Source organism: Streptomyces sp. NRRL F-5755, from assembly GCF_001279365.1.
GTDB classification, from domain to species: Bacteria; Actinomycetota; Actinomycetes; order Streptomycetales; family Streptomycetaceae; genus Streptomyces; species Streptomyces rimosus.
In genome coordinates this window covers 1-14,871 of sequence record NZ_LGCW01000276.1, presented here as the reverse complement: position 1 = coordinate 14,871, position 14,871 = coordinate 1, and the positions used below count along the sequence as shown (strand labels likewise).

Genomic DNA, 14,871 nt, shown 5'->3' with positions numbered 1-14,871 from the left:
CCTGGCGGGCGGGTTCGATGAAGCTGCAAGACGGGAGCCGCATGGCGTCGGGACCCCGGGTCCCGCGCCGGTCGGCTCGCGGAACGACTCGACCGAGAGGCACACCATGCGCCCGCATGAGGACACCACCGGCACCATGGCACCGAGGGCAGCGGGCCACACCTCCCCGGCCGGCCACCCCTGGACGATGCTCACGCTGGCCACACTGGGCTTCGCCGTCAACTTCTGGGCGTGGGCGCTGCTCAGCCCGCTGGGCCCGCGCTTCAAGGAGATCCTGGCGCTCAGCTCGTTCGAACAGTCCCTGCTGGTGGCGGTGCCGGTTGTGGTGGGCTCGCTGGGACGCATCCCGGTGGGCGCGCTGACCGACCGGTTCGGCGGCCGGGTGATGTTCCCCCTGGTGTCCGCGGCGACCATCGTGCCCGTGCTGTACCTGGGGCTGGCCGGTCACTCCTCGCTGATCGCCCTGCTGATCGGCGGGTTCTTCCTGGGCATCGGAGGTACGGCCTTCGCCGTCGGCGTGCCGTTCGTCAACCGCTGGTTCCCGCCGGAACGCCGCGGGATGGCGATCGGCGTCTTCGGCGTGGGCATGGGCGGCACCGCCATCAGCGCGCTGACCACCGTCAAGCTGGTCGACGCGCACGGCATGGCCAACCCGTTCCTGATCACCGCCGCGGCGCTCGCCGGCTACGCCGTGCTGGCCGCCGTACTGCTGCGGGACGCGCCCGGCCGTACCGTACCGACCGAGCCGCTGGGCCGCCGTCTCGCCGACACCGCCCGCCTGTCCGTCACCTGGCAGGCATCCGCCCTGTACGCCGTGGCGTTCGGCGGCTACGTCGCCTTCTCGGTCTACCTGCCGACCTATCTGAAGACCGGGTACGGGCTCGGCCAGGCCGACGCCGCCAACCGGATGGCCGGCTTCGTCCTGCTGGCGGTGGCCATGCGCCCGGTCGGCGGCTGGCTGTCGGACCGGATGGGCTCGGTCCGTGTGCTCGCCGGGTCCCTGGCGGTCGTCGTCGTGGGGGCCGCCGTGCAGGCGGCGACCCCGCCGCTCGCCCCGGTGGGCACCATCGCCTTCCTGGCCATGGCCGCCGCGCTCGGCGCGGGCAGCGGGGCCACCTTCGCGCTGGTGGCCCTGCTGGCCCCGGCGAACAAGGTCGGCTCGGTCACCGGCGTCGTCGGCGCCGCGGGCGGACTGGGCGGCTTCATCCCCCCGCTGGTCATGGGCGTGATCTACAGCGCCTCCGGGAGCTACGCCGTCGGCCTGCTCCTGCTGGCCCTGGTCTCGGCCGCGGCCCTGGCCTTCACCGTCACCCGGGTCCGGCGGGCCGCCGCCTTGGAGGGCACCTCACCGTGATGGCGCAACCGGCCCGGTGAATCTCAGCAGGTTCGGACAACGGCGCCCCTGAGGCGCCCTCAGAAAGGCAGCGCAGCCCGATGAACGCATCCACCACCCCGCACCTCGCTCCCTCCGCCCTGCCCGCCCCCTCCGCACCGGCGCCCGGGGAGACGCGGCCGCACATCGTGGTCGTGGGCGGCGGCATCGCCGGACTGACCGCTGCCGCCCGCCTCAGTGGCGCGGCGGGCGGCAGCGGTCCCGGGGCGCGGGTGACGCTGCTGGAGTCCGCCGGGCGGCTCGGCGGCAAGCTCCTGTGCGCGGAGGTCGGCGGCGTACCCGTGGACCTGGGGGCCGAGGCGGTGTTCGCACGGCAGCCGTCCGCCGTGGACCTGGCCCGGGAGGTCGGACTGGGGGAGGAGCTGGAGGCTCCGGCCACGGCGGAGGCTTCGCTGTGGACCCGCGGCGCGCTCCGCCCGCTGCCCCGGGGCCACATCATGGGCATCCCCGCCGACCTCGACTCCCTGGCTGCTTGCGGGGTGCTGTCCGCCGGCGGCCTCGCGCGCGCCCGCGATGACCTGACGCTCCCGCGTACGGATGTGGGCGACGACATCGCCGTCGGCCAGTACGTGGCCGCCCGGTTGGGGCGCGAAGCGGTCGACCGGCTCGTCGAACCCCTCCTCGGCGGCGTGTACGCCGGGCACGCCGACCGCATCTCCCTGCGCGCCGCGCTGCCGCATCTGCTCCCCGTCGCCCGCGAGGAGCGGTCCCTGCTCGAAGGCATCCGCCGCATGCGCACACCGGCGTCCGGCGGCCCGGAGCCGGAGGCGCCGAAGCCCGGGGCGGCCGTGCCGCCGTTCCGCAGCGTACGGGGCGGACTGGGGCGGCTGCCCCTGGCCGTCGCCCAGGCGTGCCGGACCGTGGGCGTCGACATCCGCACCGCCACCGCGGCCCGCACCCTGCGCAACACCGGGCACGGCTGGCGGCTGACGGTACGGGACGCCGCGGGTGAGCACCGGATCGACGCCGACGCGGTGGTGCTCGCCGTCCCCGCGCCCGCCGCCGCCCGCCTGCTGGCCGACGAGGTGCCGGCCGCGGCCGCCGCGCTGCGCGCCGTCGAGTACGCGGACATGGCCCTGGTCACCCTGGTCTTCGACCGCGCCGGTCTGACGGGCGAGCTGCCGGGCAGCGGCTTCCTGGTCCCGCCGGTGGACGGGCGCCTCATCAAGGCGGCCACGTTCCTGAGCGCCAAATGGGCGTGGCCGGGCCGGTACGCGCCCGGCAAGGCCGTGGTGCGCACATCCGTCGGCCGGTACGGCGAGGACACCGCCCTGCGCCTCGACGACGCCGAACTGGTGGACCGTTCCCGGGCCGAGCTGGCCGAGGCGACCGGCCTGGCGGCCGTACCGTACGCCAGTGCCGTCACCCGCTGGGCGACCGGCCTGCCGCAGTACACCGTCGGCCATACCGACCGGATCGCCCGCGTGCGGGAGCACCTGGGACGGCTCGGCACGCTGGCGGTCTGCGGGGCCGCGTACGACGGTGTCGGCATCACCAGCTGCGTCGAGGGCGCCGGGCGGGCGGCCGAGGCGGTCACGGCGTCGCTCGACGCGCGCCGCCCCCGCGGGTGAGAAATCCGGCGCCGCACTCATGGTGCGGCAGCCCCGCTTTGCGTGGAAAGTGGCCCTGAAGCCGTTCGCGGTGAACCGATCACGATCCGAACGGGCAGGGTGCCCGGGAGCGGAGTGGCGCGGTGCGTACCGGAACCCATCCGGAGCGGCCCCCGGGCCTGGACGGCCCGCTGGCCGAGGCGCTGGTGAACAGCCGCCGCTTCTTCACCCGCGCCCGGGTCTCGGACGACGGGCGCACGCTGTACCGGACCGGCGGGCGCGCGGCGGACGCCTTCTACCGGGACCGCTGGTCGCACGACAAGGTGGTGCGCTCCACGCACGGCGTGAACTGCACCGGCTCCTGCTCGTGGAAGGTGTTCGTCAAGGACGGCATCATCACCTGGGAGGCGCAGCAGACCGACTATCCGTCGGTCGGCCCGGACCGCCCGGAGTACGAGCCGCGCGGATGCCCGCGCGGCGCGGCGTTCTCCTGGTACACCTACTCGCCGACCCGCGTCCGCTATCCGTACGTACGCGGGGTGCTGCTCCAGCTGTACCGCGAGGCCCGGCAGCGCCTCGGCGACCCGGTGCTGGCCTGGGCCGACATCGTCGGCGACCCCGAGCGCGCCCGCCGCTACAAGGCGGCGCGCGGCAAGGGCGGCCTGCTGCGGGCGACCTGGGAGGAGGCGGCGGAGCTGGTCGCCGCCGCGCATGTGCACACCATCAAGGAGTACGGCCCGGACCGGCTGGCGGGTTTCTCGCCGATCCCGGCCATGTCGATGGTGTCGCACGCGGCCGGGGCGCGGTTCTACTCGCTGCTCGGCGGGGTGATGCTGTCGTTCTACGACTGGTACGCGGACCTGCCGGTGGCCTCGCCGCAGGTCTTCGGCGACCAGACGGACGTGCCCGAGTCGGGGGACTGGTGGGACGCGGGCTATCTGATCATGTGGGGTTCCAATCTGCCGGTGACCCGTACGCCGGACGCGCACTGGATGGCCGAGGCCCGCTACCGGGGCCAGAAGGTCGTCGCCGTCGCCCCGGACTACGCGGACAACGTGAAGTTCGCCGACGAGTGGCTGCACGCGCGGCCCGGCACCGACGGGGCCCTGGCGATGGCCATGGGGCACGTCGTTCTGAAGGAGTTCTTCGTCGAGCGGGAGACGGCGCCCTTCATCTCGTACGTGAAGCGCTTCACCGATCTGCCGTTCCTGGTCGTCCTGGACGAGTCGGCGCCGGGCCGGTACACGCCCGGCAAGTTCCTGACCGCCGCCGACCTGGGAGGCGAGGAGGGCGCGGCCGAGAACGCCGAGTTCAAGACCGTATTGCTGGACGCCGTCACGGGCCGCCCCGTGGTGCCGGGCGGGACGCTCGGCCACCGCTTCGGCGAGTCGGGCGCCGGCCGGTGGAATCTCGACCTCGGCGACATCGACCCGCTGCTGACGGCCGCCGGCGGGGAAGAGGCACCCGTACCGGTGGAGTTGCCCCGCTTCGACGCTCCCGACGGGAAAGCCGGGCGGCTGCTGCGCGGTGTCCCCGTACGGCAGGTCGGCGGAAAGACCGTCACCACGGTCTACGACCTGCTGCTGGCCCAGTACGGGGTGGCCCGCGAGGGGCTGCCCGGCCGGTGGCCGACGGGCTACGACGACGCGGCGGAGCCGTACACCCCCGCCTGGCAGGAGCCGGTCACCGGTGTGGCGGCGGAGAAGGCGGCCCGTATCGCCCGGGAGTTCGCCGCCAACGCGGAGGAGTCCGGCGGCCGCTCCATGATCATCATGGGGGCCGGGACCAACCACTGGTTCCACTCCGACACCATCTACCGCGCCTTCCTGACCCTGACCACCCTCACCGGCTGCCAGGGCGTCAACGGCGGCGGCTGGGCCCACTACGTCGGCCAGGAGAAGGTCCGCCCGATCACCGGCTACTCCGTGCTGGCCACCGCCGCCGACTGGAACCGGCCCGCCCGCCAGATGATCCAGACCGCCTACTGGTACCTGCACACCGACCAGTTCCGCTACGACCCCTTCGGCGCCGACACCCTCACCGCCGCCTCCGCCGGCGGCACCTTCGCCGGCCGGTCCACGGCCGATGTGATCGCGCAGTCGGCGCGCCTCGGCTGGATGCCCTCTCACCCCACCTTCGACCGCAATCCGCTCACCCTCGCCGCCGACGCGGAAGCCGCAGGCCAGGAGGTGGGCCCGTATGTGGTGGACGAACTGAAGGCCGGGCGGCTGCGGTTCGCGGCCGAGGACCCCGACGCGCCGGAGAACTTCCCGCGGGTGCTGACCGTGTGGCGCGCCAATTTGCTGGGCTCCTCCGCCAAGGGCAACGAATACTTCCTCAAGCACCTGCTGGGCACCGACTCCGCCGTGCGCGCCACCGAAGCGCCCGAGGGAGTCCGCCCCCGCGACGTGACCTGGCGCGAGCAGGCCCCCACCGGAAAGCTCGACCTGCTGCTGTCCCTCGACTTCCGGATGACCAGCACCACCCTCTACTCGGACGTGGTGCTGCCCGCCGCGACCTGGTACGAGAAGCACGACCTCAACAGCACCGACATGCACCCCTACGTGCACGCCTTCAACCCGGCCATCTCCCCGCCCTGGCAGACCCGCACCGACTTCGACGCCTTCCACACCCTCGCCCGCGCCTTCAGCCGCCTGGCCGCCGGCCACCTCGGCACCGCCACCGACGTGGTGGCCGCCCCGCTGCTGCACGACACCCCCGACGCCATGGCCACCCCGCACGGCCGCGTACGGGACTGGAAGGCGGGCGAGTGCGATCCGGTCCCCGGCCGCACGATGCCCAAGCTGATCCCCGTCGAGCGCGACTACACCGCCGTCGCCGACAAGATGGCCGCCCTCGGCCCGCTGCTGGACACCCTCGGCGCCACCACGAAGGGCGTCACCTTCGACGTCGGCCGCGAGCTGGAGTACCTGCGGCACCAGAACGGCACCGTACGCGGCGGAGCGGGCGACGGGCGGCCCTCGCTGGCCCGCGACGTGCACGCCTGCGAGGCGATCCTCGCCCTGTCGGGCACCACCAACGGGCACCTGGCCACCCAGGGCTTCCGTACGGTCGAGGCCCGCACCGGTACCCGGCTGGCCGACCTGGCGGCCGAACACGAGGGCAAGCAGATCACCTTCGCCGACACCCAGGCCCGGCCGGTGCCCGTCATCACCTCCCCCGAGTGGTCGGGATCGGAGTCCGGCGGGCGCCGCTACGCGCCGTTCACCATCAACACCGAACGCCTCAAGCCCTGGCACACCCTCACCGGACGGCAGCACTTCTTCCTCGACCACGACTGGATCGCCGAGCTGGGCGAGCAACTGCCCGTCTACCGGCCGCCGCTGGACATGGCCGCCCTCTTCGGTGAACCCGCGGTGGGAGCGACCGGTGAACTCGGCGTCACCGTCCGGTACTTGACCCCGCACAACAAATGGTCCATCCACTCGGAGTACCAGGACAACCTGTTCATGCTCTCCCTCTCGCGCGGCGGGCCGACGGTGTGGATGAGCCAGGAGGACGCGGCGAAGATCGGCGTCGCGGACAACGACTGGATCGAGGCGGTCAACCGCAACGGCGTCGTCGCCGCCCGCGCTGTCGTCTCCCACCGGATGCCCGAGGGCACCGTCTACATGCACCACGCGCAGGACCGGCTGATCGACGTGCCGCGCACCGAGACCACCGGCCGCCGCGGCGGCATCCACAACTCCCTGACCCGGCTGCTGATCAAGCCCAGCCACCTCATCGGCGGCTACGCCCAGCTGTCCTTCGCCTTCAACTACCTCGGTCCCACCGGCAACCAGCGGGACGAGGTCACCGTCATCCGCCGCCGCTCCCAGGAGGTGACGTACTGACATGAAGGTCATGGCCCAGATGGCGATGGTGATGAACCTCGACAAGTGCATCGGCTGCCACACCTGCTCGGTCACCTGCAAACAGGCGTGGACCAACCGCACCGGCGTCGAGTACGTCTGGTTCAACAACGTCGAGACCCGGCCGGGGCAGGGCTACCCGCGCCGCTACGAGGACCAGGAGACCTGGCGGGGCGGCTGGCGGCTGAACCGGCGCGGGCGGCTCACGCTCAAGGCCGGCGGGCGGTTCCGCAAGCTGGTCACGATCTTCTCCAACCCCAAGCTGCCCTCCCTCGACGCCTACTACCAGCCCTGGACGTACGACTACGAGACGCTGACCAACGCCCCGCTCCAGGAGCACACGCCCGTCGCCCGGCCCAAGTCGCTGATCACCGGCGAGGACATGAAGATCACCTGGTCGGCGAACTGGGACGACGACCTGGGCGGGTCGAGGGCGACCAGCGAGCAGGACGTCCTGCTCGACGAGGTCTCCGAGAAGATCAGGTTCCAGTTCGAGCAGACGTTCATGTTCTACCTGCCGCGGATCTGCGAGCACTGCCTCAACCCCTCGTGCGCGGCGTCCTGCCCCTCCGGGGCGATCTACAAGCGCACCGAGGACGGCATCGTCCTCGTCGACCAGGACCGCTGCCGCGGCTGGCGGATGTGCGTGACGGGCTGCCCGTACAAGAAGGTGTACTTCAACCACCGCACCGGCAAGGCCGAGAAGTGCACCTTCTGCTTCCCGCGCGTCGAGGTGGGCCTGCCCACCGTCTGCGCCGAGACCTGCGTCGGGCGCCTGCGCTACATCGGCCTGGTGCTCTACGACGCCGACCGCGTCCTGGAAGCCGCCGCCACCCCCGACGACAAGGGCCTGTACGAGGCACAGCGGCGCGTCCTCCTCGACCCGCACGACCCCGCCGTGATCACGGCCGCCGAGCGGGACGGCATCCCGCGCGACTGGATCGAGGCGGCGCGGCGCTCGCCCGTCCACTCGCTGATCAGCACCTACCGGGTGGCCCTGCCCCTCCACCCGGAGTACCGCACGATGCCGATGGTCTGGTACATCCCGCCGCTGTCCCCGGTCGTGGACGCGGTCGGCGGCACCGGACACGACGCGGAGGACCGGGGGAACCTGTTCGCCGCCATCGACGCGCTGCGCATCCCCGTGGAGTACCTGGCCGAGCTGTTCACCGCGGGCGACCCGGGCCCCGTCGACGCCGTACTGCGACGGCTGGCGGCCATGCGCAGCTATATGCGCGACATCAACCTGGGCCGCGAGCCCGACGCCGCCATTCCCGAGGCGGTCGGCATGAGCGAGGAGGAGATGTACGACATGTACCGCCTCCTGGCCCTGGCCAAATACGACGAGCGTTATGTCATCCCGCCCGCCCACGCCGAACAGGCCCACGGGCTGGAGGAACTGGCCACCGAATGCAGCCTTGATTACGAGGGCGGTCCGGGAATGGGCGGCGACGGGGGAGGGGCGGGCAGCTCCGGCCCGTTCGGGGAGTCCTCCGGCGCGAACTCGCCGATCGCCGTCGAGAACTTCCGCATGCTGCAAGCCCGCCAGACCACCGGCACCCTCACCGACCCGGCCGACAAGGAAGCCCGTGTCAACCTCCTGAACTGGGACGGCAAGGGCAGCCCACAAGGGCTGTTCCCCCGCCGGTCCGGAAGCCGCTCCGCAGACCGGTCCGGAAGCCGGGGGAGTACTCCGGCGGAACCGGTGGACGGTACCGATCCGAACGCCGAGAGCGAGCCGAAGCCGTGACCGACCACCTTTCCGTACCCGTACCCGCCCCCGTACGCGAACCGGCCTGGCAGGTCCAGTCGCTGCTGCTGGCCTACCCCGACGAACACTTCCCGTGGCGCGTACGCCTGGCCCACCGGACCGCGCGTCTCCTGCCCGGCCCGGTCGCCGCCCCCATGCTCCGCTTCCTCGACCACGTGGCCGGGAGCGATACCGAGAAGCTGGCCACGGAATACGTCGGCGTCTTCGACCACAAGAAGCGCTGCTGCCCGTTCCTGACCTATTACGCCTGCGGAGACACCCGGAAACGCGGAGTCGCGCTGCTCCGCATGAAAACGGCCTACGCCGCCGCCGGACTGCGGCTGTCCGACGACGAACTCCCCGACCACCTCGCCGTCGTACTGGAATTCGCCGCGGCCGAGCCCGAGCCGGGCCGGCGCCTGCTCCTGGAGCACCGGGCCGGCCTGGAACTCCTCCGCCTGGCCCTGCACGACGCGTCCGCGCCCTGGGCGCACGTCCTGGACTCGGTGTCGGCGACCCTGCCGCCCCTGGCCGGGGACCAGCGCACCGCCGTCGCCCGGCTCGCCGCCGAAGGACCGCCCGAGGAACAGGTGGGCCTGGCCCCCTTCGCCCCGCCCTCGTACCTGCCCGACCCGGCGGGAGGCCGCCGATGAGCATCCTGCTGTGGGTGGTGCTGCCGTACGTGGCGCTGGTCGTGTTCATCGGCGGACACATCTGGCGCTACCGCTACGACAAGTTCGGCTGGACCACCCGCTCGTCCCAGCTCCACGAGAACCGCCTGCTGCGCATCGGCAGCCCGCTGTTCCACTTCGGCATCCTGCTGGTGATCATCGGCCATGTGGTGGGTCTGCTGATCCCGCACGGCTGGACCGAGGCCGCCGGGATCACCGAGCACGCCTACCACGTCACCGCCGTCGCCCTGGGCACCGTCGCGGGCGTGTGCACACTCGGCGGCCTGGCCCTCCTGATCTACCGGCGCCGTACCGTCGGCCCCGTGTTCAGCGCCACCACACGCAACGACAAGCTGATGTACGTCCTGCTCACCCTCGCCCTGGTGCTGGGACTGGCCGCCACGGTCGACGCCAACATCGCCGGCGCGGGCTACGACTACCGCACCACCATCTCCCCGTGGTTCCGGTCGGTGCTCTCCTTTCGGCCCGAGCCCACGCTGATGACCGGCGTACCGCTGCTCTACCAGCTGCACGCGCTCAGCGCGCTGGCCCTGTTCGCCGTGTGGCCGTTCACCCGGCTCGTCCACATGCTCACCGCGCCCCTGGGCTACCTCACCCGCCCGTACATCGTCTACCGCAGCCGCGACGCGCAGCTGGGCTCGCGGCCACCCCGGCGCGGCTGGGAACGCGTCCGCTGAGACCGGCCGGGAGAATCATGCCCGGATGCGGTGGCAAGAAGGGCCGTCCGGCCCTGGCCCTTCGGCCCTGGCGTGCGGCAGGCTGATCAGTGGCACCGCCCGCGCGGGCGGGCCGGATCAGGAACATCGGAGCTGTGTGATGACGGAGAACCCGGCCGACGCCCGGACGAAGGCACCGGTCAGCGTCTTCCTGCTCGACGACCACGAGGTGGTGCGCCGCGGCGTGCACGACCTCCTGGACGCCGAACCGGACCTCACCGTGGTGGGGGAGGCGAACACCGCCGAACAGGCGCTGGTGCGCGTGCCCGCCCTGCGTCCGCAGGTGGCGATCCTGGACGTCCGGCTGCCGGACGGCGACGGCGTCAGCGTCTGCCGTGAGCTGCGCTCGCGGATGCCGGACCTGGTGTGCCTGATGCTGACCTCGTTCGACGACGAGGAGGCCCTGCTGGACGCGATCATGGCGGGCGCCGCCGGGTACGTGCTCAAGCAGATCACCGGGACCGACCTGGTCAACGCCGTACGGACGGTGGCCTCCGGCCAGTCGCTGCTGGACGCCGGCGCCACCGCCCGTGTCATGGCCCGGCTGCGCGGCGAGCCCAAGCAGGAGGAGCGGCCGGACGGCCTGTCCGGGCTGAGCGAGCGGGAGCGGGAGATTTTGGCGCTGGTGGGCGAGGGCCTGACCAACCGGGAGATCGGCAAGCGGCTCTACCTCGCGGAGAAGACCGTCAAGAACAACATCTCCCGCCTGCTGGCCAAGCTGGGCGTGGAGCGCCGCGTCCAGGCCGCCGTCATCGCCACCCAGGCGCTCGCGGGCTCCCAGGAACCCCGGACGGGCCCCGCCGCGTCGCCGCGCGACGGCGGCCCGCGGCGCTGACGGGCCCCGGTGCCCGGTCCGGCGGGGAATTCCGCGGCCTGCCCCCGGCTACCCGGCCCGGACCGCGCAGCGCCGGGCGGGGCCGGGGCGTGACCGGTCAGTCCCGCGTCCGCCATAAGGCCCCGGTGTGCGGGGGACCGTCGCCGCCCGCGCGCGCGACGAGGCGGCTGACCACGCCCACGACTCCGTCAACCCGCCAGGTCAGACCGATCGCGGCCGGGATGTCGTCCTCGTGCGGGAGCGTTCCCCGCAGGGTCACGACGCCGTCCCGTACCGAGACCAGCACGTCGCCCGGCGGTACGTCCAGGGCGCGGCCCAGCACCTCGTCGGCCACCTCCGCACGGATCTGCTCGTCCGTCCGCAGAAAGACCCGCAGCAGGTCGCGGCGGGTGGTGATGCCGATGAGGCGGTCCTCCTCGTCCACGACGGGCAGCCGGTCGACGTGCCGGCGCTGCATGATGCGGGCGGCGTCCACCACACGGTGCTCCGGGTGCACGGTGACCGCCGGAGTGGTCATCACCTCGCCCGCGGTCGTGCCGCGGGCGGTCGCGGTACCGGCCGGACGGCGCGGCACCGGGCGTAGTACGGCAGGGCTCCCGTCCCGGCCGCCCGGGGGCGCGGGCAGGTCCGTACGGGAGACCACCCCCATGACCTTGTCGTCGCCGTCCACCACCGGCAGGCCGCTGATCCGGTGGACGTCGAGCAGCCGGGCCAGCTCCTGCGCCGGGGTGTCCGGGCGGGCCTGGACGACATCCCACGTCATCACCTCGGCAACGGTGCGGTCCTGCACGGCGATACCTCCCCTCGGTCGGTGCCTCACGGGACCGGCCGCCATGCCGGTCCCTGCCCCCGCCGGACGAGTCTGGCCGAGGAAGGGGCCGGGGAGCAGGGGCCTATCCGCCTTCATCCCAGGGCCACCAGGCCCGCTGCGTCACACGCATGACCTGGGCGGCAGCGGATGAGCGCAGGATGGCGGCGGTCGGGAGCCGCTGTCCGGACAGGGTTACGCTGACCGGGTACGGCGGGCGGAGCGGAGAAGGAGGACCGGTGGGTACGCAGGAGTCGTTGTCGCGGCTGCCGCAGATGCGACTGGATGAGTTGCTGGAGGAGCTGCAGGCACGCATCGACGCGGCGCGCGGGACCCGGGACCGGGTGCACAGCCTGCTGGAGGCGGTGGTCTCGGTGGGGCGGGAACTGGATCTGCCCCAGGTGCTGCGGCGTATCGTCGAGGCCGCCGCGCTGCTGGTCGATGCGGAGTATGCGGCGCTGGGGGTGATCGGCCCGGACGGCAGACGGCTCTCGCAGTTCCTGACCGTGGGCCTGACCCCTGAACAGGTGGCGGCGATCGGGCCGTTGCCCGCCGGGCACGGCATCCTGGGCGAACTGATCCGCAAGCCCGAGCCGTTGCGGCTCAGTGATCTCAGCGCCCATCCGTCGTCGTACGGCTTCCCGGCGCACCATCCGCCGATGCGCACGTTCCTGGGCGTGCCGATCCGGGTGCGTGATGAGGTCTTCGGCAACCTCTATCTGACCGATAAGCGCGGCGGGCAGGACTTCGACGCGGAGGACGAGTCGGTGATCTCCACGCTGTCGGTCGCGGCCGGTGTGGCGATCGACAACGCCCGGCTCTATGAGGGCTCGCAGCGCCAGCAGCGCTGGTTGAAGGCGGGCGCGGAGATCACCAACAGCCTGCTGTCCGGCATTCCCCGCCTGGAGGTCCTGGAGCTGATCGCCCGCCGGGCGCAGGAGATCACCCGGGCGCGGCTGGCGGATGTGTGCGTGCCGATGCCCGGCACCGGCGACCTGGTCGTCGAGCTGGCGCTCGGCGGCAACGCCGACAAGCGCCGCGGCCTGGTGGTCCCGGCCGACGGCACGCTGTCCGGTGCCGCTCTCACCTCGGGCGGGCCGGTGACCACGTCCGGGCTGGCGGCCGACGACCGGTATGCCGCCGGGCCCCGCCGGTTCGACGGCCTGGGCCCCGCGGTGGCCGTGCCGTTGGGCAGCGAGAGCGCCCGGGGCGTCCTCCTGCTGGCGCGGGCCGAGGGGGAGCCGGTCTTCACCGAGGAGGAGCTGGAGCCGCTGCACGCGTTCGCCGGGCAGGCGGCGCTGGCCCTGGAGCTGGCCGAGCGCCGGCGGGATGCCGAGCAGCTGGCCCTGCTGGAGGACCGCGACCGGATCGCCCGTGATCTGCATGATCTGGCCATTCAGCGGCTGTTTGCCACCGGGATGACGCTGCAGAGCGCGGCCCGGCTGGTCGAGCACGCCGGGGCGGCGGAGCGGGTCACCCGGGCAGTGGGCGATCTGGACGAGACCATCAAGATCATCCGGTCGACGATCTTCGGTCTGCGGGTCCGGGAGGAGGACACGGGTCCGAGCCTGCGGGCCCGGGTGGCGCGTGCGGTGGGGGAGGCCGGTACGGCGCTGGGCTTCCCGCCCCGGCTGAGCATGGAGGGCCTGCTCGACACGGACGTACCCGTCCAGGTCGCCGACCATGTCGTGGCGGCTTTGACCGAGCTGTTGAGCAACGCGGCCCGGCACGCCCATGCGACCCGGGTGGAGGTGGCACTGCAGGCCACCGGCGACGAGGTCGTGCTGGCCGTCACGGACAACGGCCGGGGCATCCCGCAGGGCGGCCGGCGCAGCGGACTGACCAACCTGGCGGAACGGGCGGACCGGGTGGGCGGGACGATGGAGATCCACACGCCGGACGACGGCGGCAGCCGGATCGTATGGCGCGCACCGCTGGGCGGGGAGGCGTGACGGGTCGGCTGTAGAGGGCTCCGGAGCCCTCCTGGGTCGTCCCCCGCTGACGGCCCCGTTCGAGACGTAACCGAGGCCGACGGGCGTCGGCGGCGCGCCGGATTCCCGTACTGCGGCGAGCAGTTCGCCCAGCTGCGGCGGCCATGTCGGCTCGCGGCCGGCGGACAGATCGTCCGGTGACCACCAGTGCCACCGGAAGGTCCTGTCCGTCGCATGCGCGGCCGCAACGTCACCGATCGGGTCCCGGCGGGGCCCCGGGCGAGAAAGATCTCCTCATGCTGACGGGCCGGCATCCCGGCCCGCGTGAAGTCGTGTCGCCACCGGCACAGCACGGCGCCGGTGACCTCGATGTCGGTCCACCCGATCTCCTCGCGCAACTCGCGCTCGGCTGCTTGCCGAGATGTGCGCACCACGCCAGCCTGCCAGTACGGCAAGTACCGGGCGCCATGGTCCGGTCGGAGCAGGGGGCGCGCGCCGTTGGCGGCCATGCTGGCCGCTTCGTGACGGCGCCGGGGCCTCAGCGACGCTCGCCCCCCGCGGCGCACGCCGCGACCGCGGGTTGTGCCACCAGTCGGAAGCCGGTGACCAGGTCGGGTTGGATGCGCAGGACGCCGTTCATGGTCTGTTGCACCCAGGGGCGCAGCAGGCTTTCGTAGCGGGCGACTTGCGCCGGGTCGGCCACCAGTCGCGCGTAGCCGGTGACGATGACGCTCCAGCCGAGGTGGGTACGTGGGTCGATGGTGTCGGCCTCGTATGCGACCACCAGGCCCGCCTCGCCCGCGGGCGGTGCGATCGAGGTCAGGGTCGCGCCGTCGTTGAGCCGGACGATGATGTCCTCGCCGTCCATGAGGTGGTTGACGGGTCGGATGGCCGGCAGGGCGTTCTGGGTGAACACCAGCCGGCCGAGCGGGACGCTGCCCAGCAGCCGCAGCGATTCGCCCCGGGGCAGCTGTTGCATCCCCCGGGGAGCCACCGGTTCACGGAGTTCCTCGACCTGCTGAGCGTCTTCGTCGTTCATCCTGCACACCCTCTGCTCCGGCGGCGTTCGTCCGGGCACTCGTTGCCTGCCTGCCAGCCTCCCCGAAGCGGGATCGCGGCAACAGGGCCGAACGGACCCCGGTCGGGGGCACTTGCGCAGGGCCGTCCGCTGTTCCCAGCCTACGGGTGGGGCACCACGGCCACCGGGCACGCCGCGTGGTGCAGTGCCGCGTGCGCGACCGCGCCGATCTTCCTCAGGTCGTGCCGGCCCGGGCTGCGGCGCCCCACGACCAGCAGCCGGGCCCGCGCGCCGGCGGACAGCAGG

At 72.8% G+C, this 14,871-nt stretch carries 11 protein-coding genes; 8 read left to right on the top strand and 3 right to left on the bottom strand.

Annotation, left to right across the window (positions count from 1 at the left end; translation table 11 throughout):
* Positions 1 to 136 precede the first annotated feature (136 nt).
* The 7 genes from ADK86_RS26575 (at position 137) to ADK86_RS26545 (ending at position 10,808) form a co-directional block, all read left to right on the top strand.
* Positions 137 to 1,354 (top strand): MFS transporter, encoded by a 1,218-nt coding sequence (locus ADK86_RS26575; RefSeq protein WP_053698899.1) that lies wholly within the window; start codon positions 137 to 139, stop codon positions 1,352 to 1,354.
* Between the two features lie 80 nt (positions 1,355 to 1,434).
* Complete coding sequence (gene hemG, locus ADK86_RS26570; RefSeq protein WP_078952289.1) at positions 1,435 to 2,964, top strand: protoporphyrinogen oxidase; 1,530 nt, start codon at positions 1,435 to 1,437, stop codon at positions 2,962 to 2,964.
* A gap of 122 nt (positions 2,965 to 3,086) precedes the next feature.
* Entirely contained in the window at positions 3,087 to 6,797 is a 3,711-nt protein-coding gene (locus ADK86_RS26565) for a nitrate reductase subunit alpha (RefSeq protein WP_053698873.1), read from the top strand.
* A gap of 1 nt (position 6,798) precedes the next feature.
* Positions 6,799 to 8,565, top strand: a complete 1,767-nt coding sequence (gene narH / locus ADK86_RS26560; protein ID WP_053698872.1) for a nitrate reductase subunit beta — start codon at positions 6,799 to 6,801, stop codon at positions 8,563 to 8,565.
* Entirely contained in the window at positions 8,562 to 9,218 is a 657-nt protein-coding gene (gene narJ / locus ADK86_RS26555) for a nitrate reductase molybdenum cofactor assembly chaperone (RefSeq protein WP_053698871.1), read from the top strand. The genes narH and narJ overlap by 4 nt, the downstream gene beginning before the upstream one ends.
* Complete coding sequence (gene narI, locus ADK86_RS26550) at positions 9,215 to 9,934, top strand: respiratory nitrate reductase subunit gamma (RefSeq protein WP_053698870.1); 720 nt, start codon at positions 9,215 to 9,217, stop codon at positions 9,932 to 9,934. The genes narJ and narI overlap by 4 nt, the downstream gene beginning before the upstream one ends.
* 139 nt (positions 9,935 to 10,073) lie before the next feature.
* Positions 10,074 to 10,808, top strand: coding sequence for a response regulator (locus ADK86_RS26545; RefSeq protein WP_053698869.1), 735 nt, complete (start codon positions 10,074 to 10,076; stop codon positions 10,806 to 10,808).
* A 97-nt stretch (positions 10,809 to 10,905) separates the two neighbouring features.
* Here the strand turns inward: ADK86_RS26545 and ADK86_RS26540 are convergent, their stop codons facing one another.
* A complete protein-coding gene (locus ADK86_RS26540) occupies positions 10,906 to 11,598 on the bottom strand; it encodes a CBS domain-containing protein (protein ID WP_063789094.1) in 693 nt (230 codons plus the stop codon).
* Positions 11,599 to 11,891: 293 nt separating this feature from the next.
* On the opposite strand from ADK86_RS26540, the gene ADK86_RS26535 reads away from it, so the two are divergent.
* Complete coding sequence (locus ADK86_RS26535; RefSeq protein ID WP_199834473.1) at positions 11,892 to 13,568, top strand: GAF domain-containing protein; 1,677 nt, start codon at positions 11,892 to 11,894, stop codon at positions 13,566 to 13,568.
* Between the two features lie 517 nt (positions 13,569 to 14,085).
* Here ADK86_RS26535 and ADK86_RS26530 read toward each other — a convergent pair.
* Together ADK86_RS26530 and ADK86_RS41395 are read right to left on the bottom strand one after the other, a co-directional pair.
* Positions 14,086 to 14,586: a pyridoxamine 5'-phosphate oxidase family protein gene (locus tag ADK86_RS26530; protein ID WP_053698867.1), complete on the bottom strand. Its 501-nt coding sequence runs from the start codon at positions 14,584 to 14,586 to the stop codon at positions 14,086 to 14,088.
* A gap of 140 nt (positions 14,587 to 14,726) precedes the next feature.
* The coding region (locus tag ADK86_RS41395) for a universal stress protein (protein ID WP_159393946.1) at positions 14,727 to 14,871 on the bottom strand (145 nt) is incomplete at its 5' end.